Consider the following 22504-nt stretch of genomic DNA (forward strand, 5'->3'; position numbering starts at 1 on the left):
AAACAGTTTAACCTATTGGTGCAATTTGTTTAACCAACTTTTTAGTTGGTGCAGCCAAACCCACTTCTACTGATTGATCTAGCGGGTACCAAACTAGCTGGCGTTCGTTAATCACATCCGGGATTTGTTTAAGATTTAATATATGTGGGTTAATAGTCAGCTCAAAGTGAGAAAATACATGGGTGAATGGTACCAATGGCTCAAGTTCTGATTTAAAGCCATGTTGAACTAAAAAGTCATTTAGCTGTTTACGCTCAGCAAACTCAAAAAAACCAAACAATCCCCCCCAAATACCAGAGCTAGGGCGTTTTTCCATAAGGACCTTATCGTCACATTTTATAATTAGCTGATGACAGCTTTTTTTAGGCACTGCTTTTTTTGGCTTCGAATGAGGAAATTCTTTAACCTTACTAGCATTAAACGCACCGCAGCGACTGTTTAACGGGCACGGCTCACAATCAAAGCGGCTCCGTGAACATAAGCTTGCACCTAAATCCATCATAGCTTGGTTGAATTCAGTCACATTATTTTTAGGTGTTAATTGCGACGATAAATGCCAAAGCTGGTTTTCTACTTTTTTTACCCCATACCAGCCCTCCACCATAAAATAGCGTGCCAATACTCGCTTTACATTACCATCTAAAATAGGGTGATGCTGACCAAGCGATAATGACAATACAGCCCCTGCTGTAGAGCGCCCAATACCGGGCAAATCCATAACTTCCTCAAGCGTTTGAGGAAACAGCCCGTTGTATTTATCGCGAACTATCTTTGCTGTTTTATGAAGGTTTCGCGCGCGGGCGTAATAACCTAAACCAGTCCAGTGGTGAAGAACCTGATCTTCTTCGGCATTCGCCAAAGCGATAATATCAGGAAAGCTTTTCATAAATTTTTCAAAGTATGGGATCACAGTAACAACTTGAGTTTGCTGGAGCATAACCTCAGAAACCCACACTTTATAAGGTGTTTTACCCAATTGCCACGGCAGTGTTTTTCTGCCATGAAGGTGATACCAATCAACTACTTGTTTTGAAAACCAGTGAGACTGCTCTTTATTTAAGTCCAACATATTATACTTTTACTCATGCTCAATGGCGGGTCAGTCTATTGCAGTGAGTAAAAAGATCAAGCTATAGAGGCTGTAAAACCAGCTAATACTTGTGATTGAGGCCATCGTCAGGGATAATATGCAACCATTTTTAAACACATTGTTTTGTCAGGCCAATTAGATATGAGTGAATCAAGCAATACCAACCTAGAGCAAGCTAAGCAAGAAGGTAAATACATCCGCACCATTCGCAGTTTTGTAAAACGCGAAGGTCGATTAACCAAAGGCCAAGCCGCTGCAATCGAAAAATGCTGGCCAACAATGGGCTTAGAGCATAAAAACGGCATGCTTGATTTAAGCCAAGTATTCGGCAACAACAATGATGTAGTCCTAGAAATAGGCTTTGGTATGGGCAAGTCGCTTGTCGAAATGGCTAAAAATGCTCCACACCTAAACTTTATTGGTATTGAAGTACACCGCCCAGGCGTTGGTGCATGTTTAATGGATGCCGACGAAGCGGGCGTAACTAATTTACGTGTGTTTGAACACGATGCTGTAGAAGTGCTTGCTGATTGCTTAAGCGATGAGAGCCTAACTACATTGCAATTATTCTTCCCAGATCCATGGCACAAAAAGCGCCACCATAAACGCCGTATTGTACAAACTGAATTTGCTGAAAAGCTTCGCTCAAAATTAAAAATAGGCGGTGTTTTTCATATGGCTACTGATTGGGAGAACTACGCAGAACATATGCTAGAAGTAATGCAAGCGGCTCCGGGTTATAAAAACCAATCAGAGACTAACGATTACGTGCCTCGCCCTGATTTACGCCCTCTTACTAAGTTTGAGCAACGCGGCCACCGATTAGGTCACGGCGTTTGGGACTTAATGTTTGAGCGCACCAAGTAATTACACTTTTATATTAATTTAACACATAGTAAGGCAAAGCCATTTATGAGCGTATTAACCAACCCAAGTTTACTGTTACTTCGAAATAGCGAGGCATTAACGGGTAAATCTATATTGGTGGTCAACTTTGTTCAAGATGGCTTTTTAGCTGAGCTTAAAACGCTGAATCCAAATAGCAAAATTACAGCGTTTAGCTATAACCATGCTAATGGTGAATTTGCTAAAAACACTCATGGCGTTGATGTGAGCGTTAACCACACCATTACCGGTAGCGATTATGACTTAGTTATTCTTTATTACCCTAAGTCAAAACCAGAATTGCTAATGGCGCTTGATAACATACGCGCGGTAATAACAAGCGATGCCGAGTTATTAGTGGTTGGCGAAAATAAGAGTGGTGTTAAATCGATTGAAAAACAATTAGCAGGCAAAGCTCAATATAGTAATAAGATTGATTCGGCTAAACACTGCGTACTTTACTCATTTTCTCAAATTGAGCTTAATGCGCAATTTGATATTAGCCATTACCATAAAACATTTACCGTTAGTATTGCCGATACATCATTTTCAGCTATCAGCGTACCTGGCGTGTTTAACCATGGCTGTTTAGACGCTGGTACCAAAATGCTACTCGAAAATGCCCCTTCAACCAAACAAGGTAAAGTACTCGACTTTGGTTGCGGTGCTGGCTTAATTGCGACCTTTCTGGGTTTAAAAAATACAGCTCTTGAATTTGTATGTAGTGACGTAAGCGCACTTGCAACCTACGCAACAACTCAAACTTTAAAGTTAAACGGGGTAACTGGTGAAGCAATTCTCAGTGATGGCCTTAAAAATATTAGTGGTAAGTTTGATTTAATAGTGAGCAACCCGCCGTTTCACACAGGAATTGCAACAGACTACAGCGTTGCTGAAACGTTTTTAGCTAACGCAAAACAACATTTAACTAAAAACGGAAAACTGACCATTGTGGCAAACAGCTTTTTAAAATATCCGCCAATTTTAGAAACACAATTTGAAACTTATCAAACTGTTTTCAAAAACAATAAATTTGCCGTTTATAGTAGTTAAATTTTTTATATTTTAAGTTGAGCATTCTGCGTGCTCAACTTAGCAATAAAATATTACCTATTATTTTTATTTTTTTGCACCACAGTGTTTCTTCTTTGCTAGACTAATAAAATAATAAAACTCAATGACTCAGGCGACACTCAAATAATGCCTAGAAAAGTTCATCAAAGCAGTATTCGTAAAGCACTCATAAATCTAATAATGCTTATAACTGCTATTTGCTTGTCATTATCGATTTCTATATCAACTTATTTAAGTGTTAAAGAACAAAAACAATTAATAGTGAGTAAGCTCGTTATTTTGGCGGAAATAGTTGCTTTTGACGCTGGAAAATCAGTTTTTGAAGATGACAGAGAAACAGAAGAGAAACGCCTTAAATACTTTGAAAAAACTCCTTTAGTTAAAAACATACATGTATATTCTATTGAGCAAGCATCTCAAAAACCTGTTTTTTTTATAAGTTTTAATGCAAAAAAAACGCCACCAGTCCCCCTCAGAATCGATAGCATTGAAGAACTAAAAACACCACGTATAACCCACGAAGATATCGAACTAATAAAGCCAATTTTTCATAATGAAAAGCTTGTTGGTCATGTATACATGCGCGGGAGTCTTGAGAGCTTAGACGATTATATAAAACAAAAAATAGTTGTAGATATCTTACTGACTTTACTGATACTTGTTGTTGTGTATTTTATCGCAATAAATGTTCAAAAAAGAATAGCTCGACCGATAGAGCGGCTTAGCATGCTATTACAAGACGTATCAAAGAATCATAACTACGATGTACGCGCACCAGTAACCGACGTAAAAGAAATATCAGCGCTTTCTAACAGTTTAAACATCATGCTTACACGCACCCAAAAACAATTGACTCGCCATGAAAAAGACAAAGAAGAAATTAAACAGCTTAACCAAGGGCTAGAAGAAAAAGTAAACCAACGAACCATAGCCCTTCGAGAGGCAAATCAAGAGTTATTATCAACCCTTGAGCGTATGCATCAGTATCAAACGCAGATTGTTGAAAATGAAAAAATGGCATCACTTGGTCAAATGGTTGCCGGTGTTGCACATGAAGTTAACACCCCAATAGGCCTTGGTATTACAAGCTCTACTTTGCTGCGCGATAAGTTAGCCGATTTACAAATTAGCTTTGATGATAAAAAACTGACTTCAAATCAATTAAAACGCTTTATTGACGACGGTATTGAAAACCTAGATTTGATTTACCGTAACTTAAACCGTGCAGCCGACTTAATTTCAACCTTTAAAAAGGTAGCGGTTATTCAAGATGATGACGTAACTACCTACATTAATATTCATAAGTTAATAACAGATGTTTTGACATCAATAAGCTCAGAGCTTGAAGAGAAAAAACCGGTTATAAACATAAATTGTGCAACCGATTTAACCGTAGAAAGCAAGTCAGAACCATTACAACAAGTACTTATACAACTAATAACAAACTCACTACTACACGGGTTCGTTGGTAATGAAAATAATGAAATACAATTTGATGTAGAGTTAACAGGAAAAAAACTCACTATTATTTACAGCGATAACGGCCAAGGCGTAGATAAAAAAATTAAACACAGAATATTCGACCCATTTGTAACCTCAAAAAGAGGACAGGGGGCAAGTGGCTTAGGCATGCACTTAGTTTACAATTTAGTAACCCAAGCTTTAGGCGGCCATATATTAATTGATTTAGAAAAAAAACGCGGTGCGCGATTCATCATAACCATCCCTTAAAAGTGAAGTAACCAAACACATATATTTACTTGTATTCCTTGAATTACTACTTATTGACCCTATTTATGCTTCATGTGGTAAACAAGTGTAATAGTTATCGTTTATATAGCGCAATTTTTTGAACTTTATTACTTTTGCGATATCACATACATTGATGAAAGATTAGATAGTGATATAATTTAACTTTGAATTAGTCTGATTATTTAACAGCTTTGCGTAGTCAGCCGGTCCATAAATTATCAAAGTAAATGAACTTCATACGTGTATTGATCGATTTAACAGTAGTTTTTGCACGGGCTTTTTGAGCAAACTTTGAACTCTTACTGTTTTATTTTTATCCAACTTGTTTTTTCTTGTTAACAATTGGATATAATCCTATAATCTCTAGTAGTCGGATTTATACTAAATACCGATTTTTTGTAAATAAAATATTCCAAAAAGGTTAATTAATAATGCAAACGCCAGTCATTCTAATCGTAGAGGATGAAGACGTAACTCGACTAAACCTCGTTAGTTTATTTGAAGCTGAAGGTTACAAAGTTATTGAAGCCATTGATGGCGATGACATGCATGACAAGCTTACAAATAACGACGACGTTAATCTCGTAGTTATGGATATCAATCTTCCAGGCAAAAACGGCCTTATATTAGCCCGTGAATTACGCCAAAAACGCAAAGTAGGCCTTATCTTCTTAACAGGTCGTGATAACGATGTTGATCGTATTTTAGGGCTTGAAATTGGCGCTGATGATTACATTACTAAACCATTTAACCCTCGTGAATTGACTATTAGAGCGCGTAACCTTATTACACGTACTGGCCTAAGCGATGATGAATCAGCGCTTGAAACTAATGGTGTTATTACATTTAACGGTTGGGAATTAGACGAAAATAGCCGCTGTTTAACATCTCCTAATGGCGATGCTAAGCGCTTGCCTAAAGGTGAGTACAGAGCACTGCGATTAATGCTTGATTCTCCAGGTCGTATTTTTAGCCGTGAACAACTAATTAAACATATGACAGGCCGTGAGCTACGTGCAAACGACCGTACTGTTGATGTAACTATTCGCCGTATTCGTAAGCATTTTGAAAGCGATAATTCTACATCAGAGCTTATCAGCACCATTCATGGTGAAGGCTACCGCTTTATTGGTAAAATCGACAGCTAGTTAGCGTTTATTCTAATTGCTGTAGAAATAAATGAAGGGCACGTTGTCCTTCATTTATTTTATCTGCCAACACCAGCAGCCACTCCTCAAGCACTTCATCACTCTCATCTATCGCGCCATATTCCATTACTTTTGCATGCAGTTGAACATCGTTCAAACCAACAGAACCTGCGGCACCTTTAAGCTTATGCGCAACCGATTTGTACTCTTCCCTGTCGCCTGTATTTAATGACGTAAGCAGTTCTTGTTGATATTGCGGATTTAGCTTTTCAAACAACTGACTGCTGCGCCTAAACACAACTAACCCCATAGAATTAACAAAGTCTTCTATTGTTTCAATATCTAGCAAATGCGCATCAATACTTTTAAGTGCTTCGTCGGTTACTTTTAGCTGTGGCTCGTTGCATTGAGCTTGCTTAATATCAAATAAGTCAGCGAGCATTTTATCAAGCTTTACTGTATTAATAGGTTTAGCTAAAGCGCCTTGAATAGAAATACCTTCAAGCTCTTCTTCTGCACTTCTCACATTAGCGGTTAGTGCAACAATAGGCAGGTTATCAAAGTGGCTATCAGCACGGATTTGCCTTGCAACTTCATCGCCATTTATATCGGGTAGCTGCATATCAAGTAATACTAAATCTAGGTCGTCTTCGGTATCAACAAACGAAAGTGCATCTTCGCCCGTTTCAGCCCATAGCACTTCATGTCCGCGTTGCTCCAATAAATTAGTGGCTATTTCGGCGTTAAGTGGTACGTCTTCAACGAGTAAAATATAAAGCTCTCGGCCAACATAGCTTTGCTCTGTAGGCGCAATACATAAGCTCAGCGGTATTTGCACTGTAAAGCAACTGCCCTCACCCTCTGTACTGTTTACTGTAATACTGCCTTTCATTGCCGTGACTAGCGCTTTAGTTACCGCAAGCCCAATACCTGAACCTATTGCATTAGTGCCTTGTAAATCAGGTGCTTTATAGTACATGTCAAAAATACGAGAAAGCTGCTCTTGTGGAATACCTTGCCCTGTATCTGAGATTTTAATAACTAACCATGGGCCTTCAGGGCGATTTTCACGGCTACATTCGAGTGTGACTTTGCCATGCTGGGTAAATTTCACTGCATTGTTTATCAGGTTCCAAACCACTTGGCGTAAACGAGTAGGATCAAGCAGTGCATATATATCAAGCATGCCATTTCGCTCAATATCAAACTCAAGCCCTTTTTGCTCAGTTATTAACCCTGCAAAATTCACAACATCGTTTATAAAATCAGATACATTAATAGAGTTGGCGGCAATATCGAGCTGCTCTCTGTCTATTTTATCTAAATCTATAATGTCGTTAAAAATATTACCGAGCGTTTCAGCACTTGAAAAAACCGTGTTACACCAACTGCGTTGCTGCTTATTTAGATCGGTATCGAGCAACATACGTGTTAAGCCCACAATACCGTTAAGCGGGGTACGCAACTCATGGCTTAACGTGGCTATAAATTTCCCTTTATCTTTATATGCGGTTTCAAGCGCCTCAGCCGCTTCTTTACGGCTCGTAATATCACGCCCAAAACCAAGTAAACCTATGTAGTCGCCTTCATCGTTTATAAAGGGAAGTTTTCGTAGCTCAAACCAGCGCGTTGCACCATCAACTTCATAACCTACATCGATGGTGAGTGCTTTGTGAGTTTGCTCTACCTCTTTATCTGTGCGCAATACTTCAGATAAAAAGTCGTTTGGGAATATTTGTTCAACCGTTTTACCTATAAGCTCACTGCTTGATTTACCCATTACTTCTTCAAACATTTTATTGCAGCCAGCAAATACCCCATTGTTATCGCGGTAATAAAATAGATCGGGGGATGAATCAACAATTGAGCGTTGCAACATGCTTTGCTGAGCAAGCTCTTGCTGTGTTTTTTTACGCTCAGCAATTTCTCTACGCAGTTCTTCAATGGCGCGATGCTTAGCATGAAAAGCCATTTTACGTTCATCTATTTCAATATTAAGCCGACTAATATTATCTTTAAGTGTTTGGTTTAATAGTTTTTCTTGTTTAGTTGCGCTATCTAAGTAGGCGTAGGAAGCATCTAACTGACGAATTGAATTAATAAGTACGCTTATAATTAAAGGTGACACAACAGCTGAAAAAAATACCACGGCCAAAATATCTACAAGAAACAATTCGCCTATAGCTACGTAGTAAAACATGCTCGATAAAATAAGAGACGCCGCTAAAAATAAAGCGTAACAAATGGCAGCTGTTTTTAACTCACCAAATCGCGCTATTGAACTTGAAAGCACCCGAACCCAAGGGCTCAAAGAATAATCGGTCATACGTAGTTTTATCTCTTTGCTGTTTGCTTAAATATAAGAAAGGCAATGCTATTTACAGATTTTAGCATTTTTCTATTCGCTATTTTCATGTTGTGCGACAAAAACAGAAAATATTCATACGCAATTTTAGCGGGCAGTAAAGTCCTCGTTTCAGCCATTGATTATTTCGTGTAAAATAATGCGCCTTATCATTGCCAATAACGAGTAACATAGCATGCAAACCAATATGCCCGATATAGCTGACACCGCTCCTGCATTACAAACAGGTAAATTAGACTGGGTTGGCATGGGTGAAATTGAACTGCCATTTATTTTTGAATCGCGTGATTTAAGCCCTGTTACTGTTAATGCCAAAGCCCGCGCATTTGTTAACTTGCACAAAGAAGACGCCAAAGGCATTCATATGTCACGCTTATTTTTAGCGCTTGATTTACTCTCAACAGAGCAACAAGTAAATCCTCAAACAATTAGCCAAGCACTAAATACGTTTATATCTAGCCATGAAGGGTTGAGTAATAAGGCACAGATTGAGTTTAAGTTTGAGCTACCACTTCGCCGTAAGTCTCTATTGAGTGGCAAAGCTGGCTGGAAAAGCTATCCAATCACACTTACAAGTACAATTGAAAATAATATCATTAGTTACGAGCTAACCGTTGATGTTACCTATTCATCAACTTGCCCTTGCTCGGCGGCTCTTGCACGCCAGCTAATACAAAATGCATTTAGCGAAAAATTTAACCAAGACACGCTCAACCAAAAAGAGGTACTTGAGTGGCTTGGCACAACACAAGGCATTGTGGCAACTCCTCACTCGCAGCGCTCAATTGCTAACGTAAAAGTTAAACTTAATAGCAACATTAATGAGTTTGATGTAGTTAACTTAATAAATACCCTTGAAGGCGAGCTTAAAACGCCAGTGCAAGCGGCAGTAAAGCGTGAAGATGAACAAGAGTTTGCCCGTTTAAATGGGCAAAATTTAATGTTCTGCGAAGATGCCGCGCGTAAAATTAAAGCAATATTAGAAACAGACGGTTACGCAGATTACTGGCTACAAATAAACCATTACGAATCGCTTCACGCCCACGACGCTGTGGCGGTTGCTGTTAAAGGTATTAATGGCGGGTATAAGGCATAAAACACCTGCGTTAACTTAAATCACCATTCGGTAAATCATATACAATATTTGGGCACGGTACTTGCTTTAACAAAACAGTGTCAATTTGTTGTTATGGAGTTACCGTATGGAATTCGCTTTATTGTCGATTTTAGTATTAGTGGTAGGTGCATCAATTGCCGCGTCAAAATTTAGTGACGACGGCGGTAATCCTTATCCTTTTAAACGTAAACAAAGTGTATTTACGCAAGTAGAAAGCGCCTTTTTAAACCTGTTAGAACGCGCTATTGGCGATCAATATAAAATAGTGAGCCGAGTTAAGCTTATTGATGTGATCGACTGTAAAGAAGGTTTATCACCTAAATCAAAACGTGCAGCCATTGCTAAAGCCAAAAATAAGCAGCTTGATTTTGTGTTAATCGACAAAGAAAAAATGACCATCGTAGCAGCTGTTGATTTAGTAAATAACGCAAATAAAGATGGCCACAAAGCCCAGCGCGACTGGTTTGTAAATGGCGCCTTAGAAGCTGCAGGCATTCCACACATTCGCATGAAGGTAAAAGCGGGCTATCGCCCATCAGAAGTACGCGATGCCATTATGTTCAAACTGGGTAAACCAGCACCAACAGCACAGCGCCCATTACGTAACCGAGTTCACAAACCTGCTGTTTTATCTCCCTCACAAGCTAAAGCCCATTCAACAGCATTAGCAGAAATATAATTATCAGGTGACTAAATTTGCATTAAAGCGAGCATTTTAAATGTCTCGCTTTTTTGTTTTTTATTGCTAACTTCACGTATAATCAAGCTATTCAAACTCAGGAATCAAACACTATGAATGTTGGTATTATTGGCGCAATGGAGCCAGAAGTTAAAATTTTGCGTGAAGCAATGCAAAACCCAGCTATTTTAACTAAAGCAGGTTTTACATTTTACACTGGTGAATTAGCGGGCTGCACAGTAACTCTTGTTCAATCAGGTATTGGTAAAGTAGCATCAAGCATTGCAACTACATTACTTATTGATAATTTTAAGCCTGATTGCGTAATTAACACCGGCTCTGCTGGCGGTTTTGATCCATCATTAAGTGTTGGCGATGTCGTTATATCGTCAGAAGTTCGTCACCACGATGTTGACGTAACTGCATTTGGTTACGAAATTGGCCAAGTACCACAAATGCCTGCAGGTTTTGCTGCACACCCTAAATTAGTTGAAGCAGCCGAGCAAACTATTGCACAAATTAGCGAAGTTAAAACGTTAGTGGGCCTTATTTGTACTGGCGATACCTTTATGTGTGATCCTGTTCGTATTGATAAAGCCCGCAGCGACTTTCCTTCAATGCTTGCTGTAGAAATGGAAGGTGCGTCTATCGCGCAAACCTGTCATACGCTTGAAACTCCTTTCGTTGTTATTCGTTCAATGTCTGATATTGCTGGCAAAGAATCGCCACAGTCGTTTGAAGAATACTTAGAAACAGCATCAATCAACTCATCTAAAATGGTTGTTGCTCTGCTTGAAAAGCTAACAGCTGTAACACTGTAAATGCTTAGCAATATTGTTCAAAACCATTTGGACTTTATTGTGTTTATAATAGCGCTCCTTGCTGAGCGCTTTTTACCACTCGTTAGTTGGTACCATCCGAATACCGTTTTAGTGGCCGTATTTAGCGCCATAGGCAAACGTATTTATAATAAACAAAATACAAACAGCTACCACTATTTAGCAGCCATACTTGCAAGCGTACTGGTGCTCAGTGTTGTTTTACTAATTGTTATATTGCTACTTGAATTTGCATTTTACCCAGAGCTACTTGCAGGCCTTATTTTATACCTTTGCCTTGAAAGCCAAAGCCTCAATAAAAAAGCCCTTCGTATTGCAAAGCTCACTAAACAAAACCAAAAGTCAGCCGCACGCGAGCTATTAAAACCACTGCTTGCTCGTGAAGTCAGCAAGCTTTCGACCACAGGAATTATTAAAGCCCTCATTGAAAGCTTAATACTTCGTACTGCTCGTTATTACTTTGTGGTTATATTTGTTTTTTTACTTTTAGGGCCAGTTGCAGCACTTGGTTACCGACTACTTACCTTGATGCAGCAAGCATGGCGTGGTGATATTTCACCAAACAGCGAATTTTTAAGACCATTAAAGCTTGTTTTATTTGTTATTGAGTATATCCCGGTGCGTTTACTTACACTCACAATTGCTGCGAGTAAGGCCACAAAGCAAAGTGTTCACTACATAAAACACTATGGCCAACACTTCTATCAAACAAATACAGGCTGGTTACTCAGTGCATGCTCTGCATCACTTGGCGTGCAACTAGGTGGACCCGCTATGTACTTTAACAAGCGGCATAACAAAATGCGAGTTGGTACTGATAGGTTACCTAATGCTGACGATGTACCAGCCGTATTAAATCGGCTTAATCAGGCGCGCGCCTTTTGGGTACTAGTTATTGTGTGTATTGAAATTCTAAAAAGCATTTGAGCTTTACTTAGTAAAAATTGAGTATAAAAAAACCAGCCTAAGCTGGTTTTTTTTATTACCCACACACTTAAGCTACGGTAATGTTTGCAAACTTACGTTTACCTACTTGATAAATAGCGGTTGTGCCTTTTGCTATTTCTAGTTTGGTATCAGTGATTTTTTCTTCACCGTTCAGTTTAACTGCACCTTGTTTTATCATGCGCATCGCTTCTGATGTGCTTGCAACTAAATTAGCTTCTTTTAATAAGTTAGCGATTAAAATAGTGTCTTCTGCAATGGTTACTGTCAGCTCAGGAATTTCATCTGGCAGCGCTTTTTTCTGAAAGCGTTGAATAAAATCGTTGTGCGCAGCTTGTGCATCTTCTTCACTATGAAAACGTGCAATTAGCTCTTTAGCAAGTTCAATTTTGATATCGCGCGGGTTAGTCCCCTGCTCTACACGTTCTTTTTGTGCTGCTATTTGCTCAATCGAAAGGCCACTTAGTAAATCGTAGTAGCGCCACATTAATACATCACTAATCGACATAACTTTACCAAACATGTCATTTGGTGCATCAGTAATACCGATATAGTTACCTAAAGATTTAGACATTTTTTGAACGCCGTCAGTACCTTCAAGTAATGGCATCATTAAAACAGTTTGTGGCTTTTGGCCCTCAACTTTTTGAAGCTCACGACCCATTAGTAAATTAAAGCGCTGATCGGTACCACCCAGTTCTACGTCAGATTCTAATGCAACCGAATCCCAACCTTGCACTAACGGGTATAAAAATTCATGTATTGCAATTGGCTGCCCGCCATTGTAACGCTTCTTAAAGTCATCACGTTCAAGCATACGCGCAACTGTTTGGTTTGCAGCTAATTTAATCATGCCTGCAGCACCCAGCTTTTCCATCCACGTTGAATTAAAAGCAACGGTTGTTTTTGCCGGATCTAGAATTTTGAAAACTTGTTCTTTATACGTTTCAGCATTGGCAAGAACATCTTCGCGGGTAAGCGGTTTACGCGTCACATTTTTACCGGTTGGATCACCAATCATTCCTGTAAAATCACCAATTAAGAAAATAACTTCATGACCTAAGTCTTGAAAAGTTTTCATTTTATTAATTAGTACTGTGTGCCCTAAGTGTAAATCTGGCGCTGTTGGATCGAAACCCGCTTTGATTTTTAACTTTTTGCCCGACTTTAGTTTTTCAACTAACTCGTCTTCAATTAATATTTCTTCTGCACCGCGTTTTATCTCTGCAAGAGCGGTTTGTAAATCCACAGTCTATTACTCCAAAATTCTGCCAACAAAGAGGGCTACTAGTTGTTTTGTATAACCTTAGTTTAACAAGGGCTAAATCAAACTTATATGTGCAACTAACATAACAAATTTCTACCTAATTAAAACAACTTTTTAAGTGATTAATGCAACTAAATAAAATGCGCACAGTCTGAGATAAATTAAGCGCTAAAAAGGCATATAAAGCCCGATTTTAGCGTAATTCAGCGCGATTTAAAATCTACAAAGCACTGGTATTCACACAATATTAGGTATATCCTGCAATATTATGTATTTATTATCTTGACAGCAGAAAAAGGCACGTTATGGTTCACGTGGTTAATACCCTCCCCAAAAAACACAAATTGCTTATCTTATGTTTGGTTTCTGCTATTGCCGCTTTAACGTTTCTTCCATCTGAGAAAGCAACAGCGTCCAAAGACAACAATGCAAATGCATTAGAGATTGGCAAACGCTACGAGCTTCAAGTTAAAGTCGATGACAACGAAAAACTTACCGAGTTAAACTCAGAGCAAGCAGCAGAAAAGCTTCCAGAGTATGATTTAGTCGACCACAAAGTAAAAACGGGTGACAACTTAGCAATTATATTTAAACGCGCGGGCTTTTCAGCGCAAACGCTTCATAAACTAATCAACACAAACGCAGAAACCCGTAAGCTGACTAAAATTCACCCAGGCGAAGTACTGAGCTTTGCAACAGGTAAAGATGGCGCACTTGAACAATTGCGTTACGTTATTTCTAAAACAGATACGCTGTATGTAACCTTAGACGACGAAGGTAATTACAATACAGCGATAGATAGTAAAGAAATAGAAACCCTGACCAAAACAGCTGGCGGCGAAATTTCTAGCAACTTTTGGACTTCTGCAATTGCAGCGGGTTTAAGCGAACGCCAAATTATGAACTTTGCTGACATTTTTGGCTGGGATGTGGATTTTGCTAACGACATTCGTAAAAACGATCAATTTGGCTTAATTTACGAGTCTCACTATGTTGAAGGCGAATTTATAGGTACTGGTAAAATTATAGCGGCTGAGTTTATTAACCAAGGGCAGCGTTTTACAGCAATTAGACATACTGATGGAAACTTCTACACCCCAGAAGGCCGCAGTATGAAAAAAGCATTTTTACGTGCCCCCGTTAATTTTAAATATATTAGCTCGAGTTTTAATCCACGTCGCTTACACCCAGTTACTGGGCAAGTAAAAGCACACCGTGGTATTGATTACGCGGCACGAACTGGCACACCTGTTGTTGCATCGGGTAACGGTAAAGTCGTTAAGGCAGGTTACAGCAAGTACAACGGCAACTACGTATTTATTAGCCATGGCACACAATATGTCACTAAGTATTTACACCTTAATAAAAAGCTTGTTAGAACAGGTCAAAAGGTTAAACAAGGTGATAAAATTGGTACTGTAGGTGCTACAGGTCGTGTAACTGGCGCGCATCTACATTATGAGTTTTTAGTTAACGGTGTTCACCGTAACCCTAAAACGGTTAAATTACCAAAATCAGAGCCTTTACCACGCTCTGAGCTTGCTAAGTTTAAACCTATTGCTGATAACTTTATTGCTCAGTTAGAGCGTAACCGCGAGTTACAACTGGCACTTAAGTAATCAGGCTATCACTGTATTAAAAAGCCCTTACAGGTTTAACCTACAAGGGCTTTTTTGTGCTTTTTATTTATTAACAATAGTTAGCTCACACAGGGTGCTCTATATTAAAGGCTACTAATCTTAATTTTCCTACAATAGCGATACACGCCTAATTCATTAACACATAAATAAGCTGGATAACTAAAGACCCCATCACTAATGGCCAAATATATTTGCTGTATTTTGTTGCCCCTTCCAGCCCCATTTTGCTTTGATACTTTTCAAGTAATGGGATCAGTATTGCCAATGCTACAAATAAACAAACTAAAATAATAATTACATTCATTGAAAAGCCTTTTTATGGTACTTCGCAGCCTTTAGCGCTTTCGTATAAGGCATACCAATGCTCTCGGCTTAAATGAACATTTATAGCCTCACACGATGCCTTAATACGCTTAGCATTAGTAGTGCCAATAATGGGTTGAATCGACGCTGGGTGGCGCAGTAGCCATGCAAGTACAATAGCCTCTGCAGAGGTACCATAAATTGCAGCAAGTTTATTTACTAAAATACTTGTGTTGATATCGGCTTGCGACGCATTTGATAAATCACCGCCGGTATACAAACCTTGGCACAAGCTCCCCCAACTTTGTATTTGAATGTCAAAGCTGCGGCAATATTCAATGTTACCAGGCGTAAAGTTAATGTCTTTCCCGTCGCTATTACCAGCATACAAGCCTTCATCTATAAATTGATGTTTTTGTAAGCTGGCCTCTATTTGGTTAGCTACAATAGGCATATCAAGAGCATGCTGCAAAAAGTTCATTTGGTGTTGCTGCATGTTTGATACGGCAAAATGTTTTACTTTGCCACTTTCTTTTAAACAGCTAAATACACGTGCAACTTCATCAACTTCCATCAAAGGATCTGGGCGATGTAACATGAGTACATCAAGGTATTGCGTATTTAATCGCTTAAGTGAGTTTTCTACAGACTGTTCAATCCAATCGGCTGAAAAGTCATATCGCTTAGGCCCTTTTTCATCAGCAAACTTTATACCGCATTTAGACTGAATGTATATGTGCTCTCTCAGCTCTGGGCGCTCACTGAGTGCTTGACCAAATACCTGCTCTGCTTTGCCAAAAGTGTATATATCTGCGTGATCAAAAAAATTAATACCGCCTTCAATCGCGTTATCAATGCACTCGTGGGTTTGTTTAAGGTGCGTGCTGGTAATCGGGTCTTTATTCCAACCGCCTCCCAACCCCATACATCCAAATACAAGTTTACTAACATTAGGTAAGTAGTGAGCTAATGGAGTGTGAAGCATAATGACTATCCTTAAAATTGCGAAGAGCCACCACTTTAAACAAAAACTTCAAAACAAGAAACCATTAACGAACAGAAGTTTCGGACAAAAAAAAGCGCAGTAAACTGCGCTCAATGGTTGGTTGAAATTAAATCTCAATTTAGCCAACAAGTGCCAACAAAATACCTGCAGCAACAGCACTGCCTAATACGCCCGCCACATTAGGGCCCATTGCATGCATAAGTAAAAAGTTATGTGGGTTATTTTCAAGCCCTACTTTATTAACTACACGCGCAGCCATAGGAACGGCTGACACACCAGCGGCACCAATTAACGGGTTGATAGGGGTTTTTGATATTTTATTTAAGCCTTTAGCCATAAACACACCTGATGCTGTACCAATACCAAAAGCAAGCGCACCCAGCACTAAAATACCAATAGTCTCTACTGTCAAAAAGTCATCTGCAGCGAGCTTAGAGCCAACCGCTAATCCTAAAAATATAGTTGTTATATTGATAATTTCGTTTTGCGCACTGTTGCTTAAGCGGTCAACAACACCCGATTCACGCATTAAGTTACCCAAACAGAACATACCTACTAGCGGTATTGCCGCTGGTAAAAACATGGCTGTTGCAGTAAGTACCATAAGTGGAAAAATAATTTTTTCCTTTTTAGATACTTTACGTAGCTCAGGCATTTTAATTTGGCGCTCTTCTGGTGTTGTGAGTGCACGCATAATAGGAGGCTGAATAATTGGAACTAGCGCCATGTATGAATAAGCAGCTACCGCAATGGCACCTAATAAATCAGGCGCTAATTTTGAGGCTAAAAATATTGCCGTTGGGCCGTCAGCGCCACCAATAATAGCAATAGCCGATGCATCTTGAAGGGTAAACTCAAAACCCGGAATAAAGTTAAGTAGAATTGCGCCAAATAAGGTCGCAAAAATACCAAACTGAGCCGCAGCTCCCAGTAATAACATACGAGGGTTTGCTATTAACGCACTAAAGTCAGTTAGTGCACCAACCCCCATAAATATTAATAGTGGAAAAATACCGGTATCTATACCCACATAGTAAACTGAGTACAAAAGCCCACCAGGATCTGATAGTCCAGCAACCGGAATATTAGTTAATATCGCGCCAAAGCCAATTGGTAATAAAAGCAGTGGCTCAAAGTTTTTAGATATCGCTAAAAACAATAACAAACAGCCTACTGCAATCATCACCAAACCAGGAAACGTAAAGTTAGCAAGACCAGTAGCCTGCCAAAGGTTTAAAAGACCTTCCATTTACATTTACTCCTTAAGCCAGCGCAATAATTGCGTCGCCCGTGGTCACTGAGTCACCCTCAGACACAAGCACTTCAGCAATGGTACCAGTATGCATTGCGCGAACTTCAGTCTCCATTTTCATGGCTTCCATAATCACAACAACATCACCTTCGTTTACAACTTGGCCGGCTTTTACTTTTATTTTAAAAATATTACCTGCTAAAGGTGCATTTAACGTTTCACCCGAAGCCACTGAAGCAGACTGAGGTAAGTGCTCAGAATCTTTTAACGTTACCTCTTTAAGTTCACCGCCTTGCGCTACGACAACGTCGTAAACCTTACCGTCTACCTTAACGCTATATTGCTCAGCCTTAACACTGTTACCTTTGGCTGACACCTTAGCTGGTGACTTACTTGAATTATCTTCTACGCTAGGGACTGGTTCAAACGCATCTGGGTTGTTACGGTTTTTGATAAACTTCAAACCAACTTGCGGGAACAGTGCATAAGTAAGTACGTCGTCAATTTTATCATCAGCGAGTGTTAAACCTTGTTCTTGCGCTTCTTTTAATAGCTCTGCTTCAAGCGTTTCAAGTTCAGGCGCAATATTGTCAGCTGGGCGACACGTAATAACGTCGCTACCATCAAGTACTCGCTCTTGTAGCTCTTTATTCATTGGAGCTGGAGTTAAACCGTACTCACCTTTTAATACACCTGCGGTTTCTTTTGTGATTGTTTTGTAACGCTCACCGGTTAATACGTTAAGTACTGCCTGCGTACCTACAATTTGCGACGTTGGCGTAACAAGTGGAATAAAGCCTAAATCTTCGCGTACACGCGGTATTTCAAGTAACACTTCGTTAAGCTTATCGGCTGCACCTTGCTCTTTAAGCTGGTTTTCCATGTTAGTTAACATGCCACCTGGTACTTGAGCCAATAAGATTCGTCCATCAACCCCTTTAAGGCTACCTTCGAATGCAGCGTATTTTTTACGTACATCTCTAAAGTAAGCAGCAATTTCTTCAAGTTGGTTTAAATCGAGTTCGGTATCGCGTGCGGTACCTTCAACAATCGCTACAATTGTTTCTGTTGCTGAGTGACCGTAAGTCATACTCATAGAAGAAATAGCGGTATCAAGCATATCAATACCGGCATCAATAGCTTTTTGATATGTAGCGGTGCTTAAACCTGTTGTAGCATGGCACTGCATAGCGATTGGAATAGACACCGTTTCTTTAAGCGCTTTTATAAGCTCTTCTGCATCGTACGGTTTTAATAAACCCGCCATATCTTTAATACAAATTGAATGACAGCCAAGCTCTTCTAGTTGCTTAGCTAAAGTTAGCCACATATCAAGTGTATGAACAGGGCTTACCGTGTACGAAATAGTACCTTGAGCATGAGCACCTACTTTTACAGCCGCTTTAATCGCAGTTTCTAAGTTACGCACATCATTCATTGCATCAAAAATACGAAAAACATCAACACCGTTTTTGTGTGCGCGCTCAACAAACTTTTCAACAACATCGTCAGCATAATGGCGGTAACCTAATAAGTTTTGACCGCGTAATAGCATTTGCTGCTTAGTATTTGGCATCGCTTTTTTAAGCGCACGAATACGCTCCCACGGATCTTCACCTAAATAACGAATACAAGAATCAAAGGTCGCACCGCCCCACGATTCAATTGACCAGTAACCTGCATCATCTAATTTACTTGCAATCGGTAGCATGTCATCTAAGCGCATACGCGTGGCAAGTAATGACTGATGCGCATCACGAAGAACCAATTCTGTTAATTTTAATTTAGCCATGTGTGTGCCCCTTATTTGTTATTTGATTTGTACTGAGCAATGGCAGCACTAATAGCAGCGATGTGCTCATTTGGCACACCTTGAGATTTAAACGATGGTGACTTAACTGGAGTCGCAACTTCAGCAGGGCTAAAACGCGCCACTAAGTTAGACATTATTGTAACTGCGCCAATTAATATCGAAAGAAAGACAAACACTCCAACCATACCTGTTAGCATTAAGCTACCAGCGGTTGTAAGTACAGCACCTATATCCATTTTTCTCCCCTTGAAACCCATATCGAAAATAAAAAGTCGATTTAGTTAAATATTTATTCACTAGATAATAACAAAACAAATATCTTTGTCTAGCCATTGTAAATTGGTAAAACCAATTAAAATAAAAATAACATATAACCAAATTTATTAACCACAGTAAAAACCCTTACTCATCAACACCCCATAATACACAAAAAAAATACTCACTATATTTTTAAGCTATGGCTGAATTTCTAACAAAGCCGAATTCCCCGTACTTTACTGAACCTAAAATCACTCATAATATGTAGAAAAAAACAAACTTGTTAATTGGTCTTACCAAGAAGGGCTTTTTTAAGCACCCTTTAATTGCAACCTGCACTTGTGTGTGAATAAGTTACACAACCCAACGTAAAAGTTACCAATCAAGCAAACTCAAAAACACAGAAAAAAACATAAACAACTGATATTAAACAAAAATATATCATGGCACGCAACTAGCATTAACTATTGTGTACAAATTTGATAACCAAGGAGAAAACAATGTTACGCTGGACAATCACATTTTTAGTTATTGCTTTAATCGCTGCAGTGTTAGGTTTTGGTGGCATCGCGGGTGCCGCAGCTGGTATAGCAAAAATTATATTCTTTATTTTTATAGTACTTTTAGTTATTTCGTTAGTTTCAGGTGCGCTGCGTGGTAAATCGCCCAGGTAGGCATATACTCAACTAACACTACAATTTTATTTATTTACAAGGAATTACACTATGAACTCTACAACTTTAAAAGCAGCACTAATTGGTCTTTTCGCAAGTTTTTTCATCATGGGTTGCCAAGATAACAACGCAGAAGAAGCCGGTGAACGTATTGATGAAGTAGTAACAGATGTACAAAACTCTGTTGAAGATACGTGTGAAGAAGTAAAAGAAGGCGTAAACGCTGAAGAAACTAACTGTTAATAGTTAGTATATTAAAAAAACGGCCACCTGGCCGTTTTTTTGTGCCCGAAATAAATGCACGCATTATAAAGCTGCTCATTTATAAGCGAACTTGCTAAAATATATAAAACGATTTTTAAAGCAAGGCACTATGTCATTTTCAACAACCTACACACTTGATAAACCCTACTTTTATGAATGCTTTGACGAGTCACTTCCTTACAGTAAACGCGCTCAGCCTAAGTATTTTTTACTGGTACTATTAGTTTCGCTTGGTTTATTTAGCATTTACGGTTTAGCTGATCATTATTTAGGAACATTTTTGATCATGGTTGCTGTACTCGAATGCGTTGCTTTTTATTATCGCAGGCCATGGTGGGTAACCAGACAAATGTTTAGCAGAGCATCAGGCTCAGAGGTTACGCTCACTTTTGATGATGAAGGCATTAAATCGGCAAACCATTACAAAAGCTATCAGCTCGCTTGGCAAGACATCACTGACGTAATCGAAACACCACAGGGCTTATTGATAAAAAATAAAAACAACATGCAATATATCTCTAAGCAAATACTCACAGATGAAATGCTCGACTTTATAAACAAAAAAGCCACTCAATGAGTGGCTTTTTGGCTTAGCTAAATAAATTATTTAGTTAAGTATACGTGTTGATTAAGCATTGCCCGGATTAGGGTTAGACTTTTCAGCTTGTATACGCATGTAAATCTCTTCACGATGCACTGAAACGTCTTTTGGTGCATTTACACCAATTCGAACTTGATTTCCTTTAACTCCTAAAACGGTAACTGTTACTTCGTCACCGATCATAAGGGTTTCACCTACTCTACGAGTTAGTATTAGCATTCTCTTGCTCCCATGTTCCAATAAAAATTATAAGATTCCGCTTATCCATATTAATGAAAAATAGACTAAAAAGTAAGTAAAAACTCACTATCTATCTACTTTCCGTTAAAAATACTTTGTGTAATGCACGAACAGCCAGTTCGAGGTACTTTTCATCTATTAAAACTGAAATTTTAATCTCTGATGTAGACACTAAAACTACATTAATATTTTCATTTGCTAAGGCATCAAAAAATAAACTAGCAACACCCCAGTGCGATTTCATTCCCATACCAACAGCAGATACTTTTGCAATGGTTGTTAGCCCGATTATATTTTCAGCACCTAAAGACACCTTTTGCTCGGTTAGTAACTCAAGCGCTTGCGGGTAGTCGTTCGAATGCACAGTAAAAGCATAGTCTATTTTTTCAAAGATATGATTAACTTGATTAATCATATCTATTTCGATGCCGTTATCAGCAAAAAGTTTCAATATTTTTACAAGATTTTGAGTGCCGCTTTGCACACTCTGTACCTTAATTAAGCACTCATCTGCATTAAATGCAATACCCGAAACAACTTTACTTGGCATATCGTCTTCCTCAAACGTAATCAATGTTCCTTCATCGGGATTAAAGCTCGAAAGCACCCTTAATGGAACATTGTGTTTACTTGCCGCCTCAACAGAACGAATATGCAATACTTTAGCACCTAAGCTTGCTAACTCTAGCATTTCAGCAAAGGTCACTTGGCTCATTCTTCGTGCGTTAGGTTCAACCCGAGGATCTGTAGTATATACGCCGTCAACATCAGTATAGATCTGACATTCATCAGCTTTTATAGCCGCAGCTATTTCTACAGCCGACGTATCAGTACCGCCTCTGCCAAGGGTTGTTATATTGCCTTCAACATCACGCCCCTGAAACCCGGCAATAATAGCAATACGGTTATGCTCAAGTTCATGCTTTAAACGTGTTGCTGCAATGTCTGTAATGCGGGCTTTACCGAACATATTATCGGTTTGAATATTAACTTGATCAGCTAATAGGCTAACGGCTGAATGGCCGCGTTTGATAATAGCCATAGCCAATAACGAAACCGATACTTGCTCGCCGGTACTAATTAGTACGTCGAGCTCGCGGTTACTAGGACGGGAATCTATTTGTTTGGCAAGGTTAATTAAGCGGTTGGTTTCTCCCGACATAGCCGAGAGCACTACAACCACTTGATGACCTTGTTGCCTAGTTTTAACAACAAGGTCGGCGACCGCTTCTATTCGCTCTATTGAGCCAACCGACGTGCCGCCATACTTCTGTACAATTAACGCCACTTAG

At 39.1% G+C, this 22504-nt stretch carries 22 protein-coding genes; 12 read left to right on the top strand and 10 right to left on the bottom strand.

Features of this window, described 5'->3' with window-relative positions; all coding sequences use genetic code 11:
• Positions 1-7: 7 nt before the first annotated feature.
• The gene (gene mutY, locus MTP24_RS13055; protein ID WP_138740268.1) at positions 8-1069 is read right to left on the bottom strand and encodes an A/G-specific adenine glycosylase; all 1062 of its coding nucleotides are present in this window, start codon (positions 1067-1069) and stop codon (positions 8-10) included.
• A 162-nt stretch (positions 1070-1231) separates the two neighbouring features.
• Here mutY and trmB point away from each other — a divergent pair, with 162 nt between their 5' ends.
• The 4 genes from trmB (at position 1232) to arcA (ending at position 5949) form a co-directional block, all read left to right on the top strand.
• Complete coding sequence (trmB, locus tag MTP24_RS13060; protein ID WP_006794328.1) at positions 1232-1957, top strand: tRNA (guanosine(46)-N7)-methyltransferase TrmB; 726 nt, start codon at positions 1232-1234, stop codon at positions 1955-1957.
• Between the two features lie 45 nt (positions 1958-2002).
• Positions 2003-3028 (top strand): methyltransferase, encoded by a 1026-nt coding sequence (locus MTP24_RS13065; RefSeq protein WP_010556530.1) that lies wholly within the window; start codon positions 2003-2005, stop codon positions 3026-3028.
• Positions 3029-3175: 147 nt separating this feature from the next.
• A complete protein-coding gene (locus tag MTP24_RS13070) occupies positions 3176-4780 on the top strand; it encodes a HAMP domain-containing sensor histidine kinase (protein WP_243531587.1) in 1605 nt (534 codons plus the stop codon).
• A gap of 452 nt (positions 4781-5232) precedes the next feature.
• Entirely contained in the window at positions 5233-5949 is a 717-nt protein-coding gene (gene arcA / locus MTP24_RS13075; RefSeq protein WP_006794331.1) for a two-component system response regulator ArcA, read from the top strand.
• Between the two features lie 7 nt (positions 5950-5956).
• Here the strand turns inward: arcA and arcB are convergent, their stop codons facing one another.
• Entirely contained in the window at positions 5957-8275 is a 2319-nt protein-coding gene (gene arcB / locus MTP24_RS13080; RefSeq protein WP_243531589.1) for an aerobic respiration two-component sensor histidine kinase ArcB, read from the bottom strand.
• A 214-nt stretch (positions 8276-8489) separates the two neighbouring features.
• On the opposite strand from arcB, the gene folE2 reads away from it, so the two are divergent.
• The 4 genes from folE2 to ampE all read left to right on the top strand — a co-directional run bounded on the left by folE2 (position 8490) and on the right by ampE (position 11876).
• Positions 8490-9410, top strand: a complete 921-nt coding sequence (folE2, locus tag MTP24_RS13085) for a GTP cyclohydrolase FolE2 (protein ID WP_008130926.1) — start codon at positions 8490-8492, stop codon at positions 9408-9410.
• A gap of 106 nt (positions 9411-9516) precedes the next feature.
• On the top strand, positions 9517-10110 hold the full coding sequence (locus tag MTP24_RS13090) for a DUF2726 domain-containing protein (RefSeq protein WP_006794335.1): 594 nt from the start codon (positions 9517-9519) through the stop codon (positions 10108-10110).
• A gap of 113 nt (positions 10111-10223) precedes the next feature.
• Positions 10224-10931 carry a 5'-methylthioadenosine/S-adenosylhomocysteine nucleosidase gene (mtnN, locus tag MTP24_RS13095; RefSeq protein WP_006794336.1) on the top strand — a complete coding sequence of 236 codons (708 nt, stop codon included), beginning with the start codon at positions 10224-10226 and terminating at the stop codon, positions 10929-10931.
• Positions 10932-11876, top strand: coding sequence for a regulatory signaling modulator protein AmpE (gene ampE, locus MTP24_RS13100; protein ID WP_243531591.1), 945 nt, complete (start codon positions 10932-10934; stop codon positions 11874-11876).
• Positions 11877-11943: 67 nt separating this feature from the next.
• On the opposite strand, the gene tyrS is transcribed toward ampE, so the two are convergent.
• Positions 11944-13143, bottom strand: a complete 1200-nt coding sequence (gene tyrS / locus MTP24_RS13105; RefSeq protein ID WP_006794338.1) for a tyrosine--tRNA ligase — start codon at positions 13141-13143, stop codon at positions 11944-11946.
• A 323-nt stretch (positions 13144-13466) separates the two neighbouring features.
• Here tyrS and MTP24_RS13110 point away from each other — a divergent pair, with 323 nt between their 5' ends.
• Positions 13467-14780, top strand: coding sequence for a peptidoglycan DD-metalloendopeptidase family protein (locus MTP24_RS13110; protein ID WP_010556536.1), 1314 nt, complete (start codon positions 13467-13469; stop codon positions 14778-14780).
• A 148-nt stretch (positions 14781-14928) separates the two neighbouring features.
• On the opposite strand, the gene MTP24_RS13115 is transcribed toward MTP24_RS13110, so the two are convergent.
• The 5 genes from MTP24_RS13115 to MTP24_RS13135 form a co-directional block, all read right to left on the bottom strand.
• A complete protein-coding gene (locus tag MTP24_RS13115) occupies positions 14929-15105 on the bottom strand; it encodes a hypothetical protein (protein ID WP_170865578.1) in 177 nt (58 codons plus the stop codon).
• 12 nt (positions 15106-15117) lie between these two features.
• Positions 15118-16089, bottom strand: coding sequence for an aldo/keto reductase (locus MTP24_RS13120; RefSeq protein ID WP_006794341.1), 972 nt, complete (start codon positions 16087-16089; stop codon positions 15118-15120).
• A 139-nt stretch (positions 16090-16228) separates the two neighbouring features.
• Positions 16229-17359, bottom strand: coding sequence for a sodium ion-translocating decarboxylase subunit beta (locus MTP24_RS13125; protein ID WP_006794342.1), 1131 nt, complete (start codon positions 17357-17359; stop codon positions 16229-16231).
• 13 nt (positions 17360-17372) lie between these two features.
• Positions 17373-19154 (bottom strand): sodium-extruding oxaloacetate decarboxylase subunit alpha, encoded by a 1782-nt coding sequence (oadA, locus tag MTP24_RS13130; protein WP_006794343.1) that lies wholly within the window; start codon positions 19152-19154, stop codon positions 17373-17375.
• Positions 19155-19165: 11 nt separating this feature from the next.
• Positions 19166-19411, bottom strand: a complete 246-nt coding sequence (locus MTP24_RS13135; RefSeq protein WP_058404828.1) for an OadG family transporter subunit — start codon at positions 19409-19411, stop codon at positions 19166-19168.
• A 522-nt stretch (positions 19412-19933) separates the two neighbouring features.
• Between MTP24_RS13135 and MTP24_RS13140 the strand changes: the two genes are divergently transcribed.
• From MTP24_RS13140 to MTP24_RS13150, 3 genes are all read left to right on the top strand, one after another.
• Complete coding sequence (locus tag MTP24_RS13140) at positions 19934-20107, top strand: DUF1328 family protein (protein ID WP_006794345.1); 174 nt, start codon at positions 19934-19936, stop codon at positions 20105-20107.
• 51 nt (positions 20108-20158) lie between these two features.
• A complete protein-coding gene (locus MTP24_RS13145; protein ID WP_006794346.1) occupies positions 20159-20350 on the top strand; it encodes a hypothetical protein in 192 nt (63 codons plus the stop codon).
• A 130-nt stretch (positions 20351-20480) separates the two neighbouring features.
• A complete protein-coding gene (locus MTP24_RS13150; RefSeq protein WP_006794347.1) occupies positions 20481-20948 on the top strand; it encodes a YcxB family protein in 468 nt (155 codons plus the stop codon).
• 51 nt (positions 20949-20999) lie between these two features.
• Here MTP24_RS13150 and csrA read toward each other — a convergent pair whose 3' ends face one another.
• Both csrA and MTP24_RS13160 read right to left on the bottom strand, forming a co-directional pair.
• A complete protein-coding gene (csrA, locus tag MTP24_RS13155) occupies positions 21000-21191 on the bottom strand; it encodes a carbon storage regulator CsrA (protein WP_004587515.1) in 192 nt (63 codons plus the stop codon).
• Positions 21192-21282: 91 nt separating this feature from the next.
• On the bottom strand, positions 21283-22500 hold the full coding sequence (locus tag MTP24_RS13160; RefSeq protein WP_243531593.1) for an aspartate kinase: 1218 nt from the start codon (positions 22498-22500) through the stop codon (positions 21283-21285).
• Positions 22501-22504: the final 4 nt, after the last annotated feature.

Origin of the sequence: Pseudoalteromonas sp. APM04 (genome assembly GCF_022809815.1) — a bacterium.
GTDB lineage: Bacteria > Pseudomonadota > Gammaproteobacteria > Enterobacterales > Alteromonadaceae > Pseudoalteromonas > Pseudoalteromonas marina.

Excerpts from the sequence above, each read along its gene's own strand:
- mutY (WP_138740268.1), bottom strand. The coding sequence starts at position 1,069 with ATGTTGGACTTAAATAAAGAGCAGTCTCACTGGTTTTCAAAACAAGTA.
- trmB (WP_006794328.1), top strand. The coding sequence starts at position 1,232 with ATGAGTGAATCAAGCAATACCAACCTAGAGCAAGCTAAGCAAGAAGGT.
- MTP24_RS13065 (WP_010556530.1), top strand. The coding sequence starts at position 2,003 with ATGAGCGTATTAACCAACCCAAGTTTACTGTTACTTCGAAATAGCGAG.
- MTP24_RS13070 (WP_243531587.1), top strand. The coding sequence starts at position 3,176 with ATGCCTAGAAAAGTTCATCAAAGCAGTATTCGTAAAGCACTCATAAAT.
- arcA (WP_006794331.1), top strand. The coding sequence starts at position 5,233 with ATGCAAACGCCAGTCATTCTAATCGTAGAGGATGAAGACGTAACTCGA.
- arcB (WP_243531589.1), bottom strand. The coding sequence starts at position 8,275 with ATGACCGATTATTCTTTGAGCCCTTGGGTTCGGGTGCTTTCAAGTTCA.
- folE2 (WP_008130926.1), top strand. The coding sequence starts at position 8,490 with ATGCAAACCAATATGCCCGATATAGCTGACACCGCTCCTGCATTACAA.
- MTP24_RS13090 (WP_006794335.1), top strand. The coding sequence starts at position 9,517 with ATGGAATTCGCTTTATTGTCGATTTTAGTATTAGTGGTAGGTGCATCA.
- mtnN (WP_006794336.1), top strand. The coding sequence starts at position 10,224 with ATGAATGTTGGTATTATTGGCGCAATGGAGCCAGAAGTTAAAATTTTG.
- ampE (WP_243531591.1), top strand. The coding sequence starts at position 10,932 with ATGCTTAGCAATATTGTTCAAAACCATTTGGACTTTATTGTGTTTATA.
- MTP24_RS13110 (WP_010556536.1), top strand. The coding sequence starts at position 13,467 with ATGGTTCACGTGGTTAATACCCTCCCCAAAAAACACAAATTGCTTATC.
- MTP24_RS13115 (WP_170865578.1), bottom strand. The coding sequence starts at position 15,105 with ATGAATGTAATTATTATTTTAGTTTGTTTATTTGTAGCATTGGCAATA.
- MTP24_RS13120 (WP_006794341.1), bottom strand. The coding sequence starts at position 16,089 with ATGCTTCACACTCCATTAGCTCACTACTTACCTAATGTTAGTAAACTT.
- MTP24_RS13125 (WP_006794342.1), bottom strand. The coding sequence starts at position 17,359 with ATGGAAGGTCTTTTAAACCTTTGGCAGGCTACTGGTCTTGCTAACTTT.
- oadA (WP_006794343.1), bottom strand. The coding sequence starts at position 19,154 with ATGGCTAAATTAAAATTAACAGAATTGGTTCTTCGTGATGCGCATCAG.
- MTP24_RS13135 (WP_058404828.1), bottom strand. The coding sequence starts at position 19,411 with ATGGATATAGGTGCTGTACTTACAACCGCTGGTAGCTTAATGCTAACA.
- MTP24_RS13140 (WP_006794345.1), top strand. The coding sequence starts at position 19,934 with ATGTTACGCTGGACAATCACATTTTTAGTTATTGCTTTAATCGCTGCA.
- MTP24_RS13145 (WP_006794346.1), top strand. The coding sequence starts at position 20,159 with ATGAACTCTACAACTTTAAAAGCAGCACTAATTGGTCTTTTCGCAAGT.
- MTP24_RS13150 (WP_006794347.1), top strand. The coding sequence starts at position 20,481 with ATGTCATTTTCAACAACCTACACACTTGATAAACCCTACTTTTATGAA.
- csrA (WP_004587515.1), bottom strand. The coding sequence starts at position 21,191 with ATGCTAATACTAACTCGTAGAGTAGGTGAAACCCTTATGATCGGTGAC.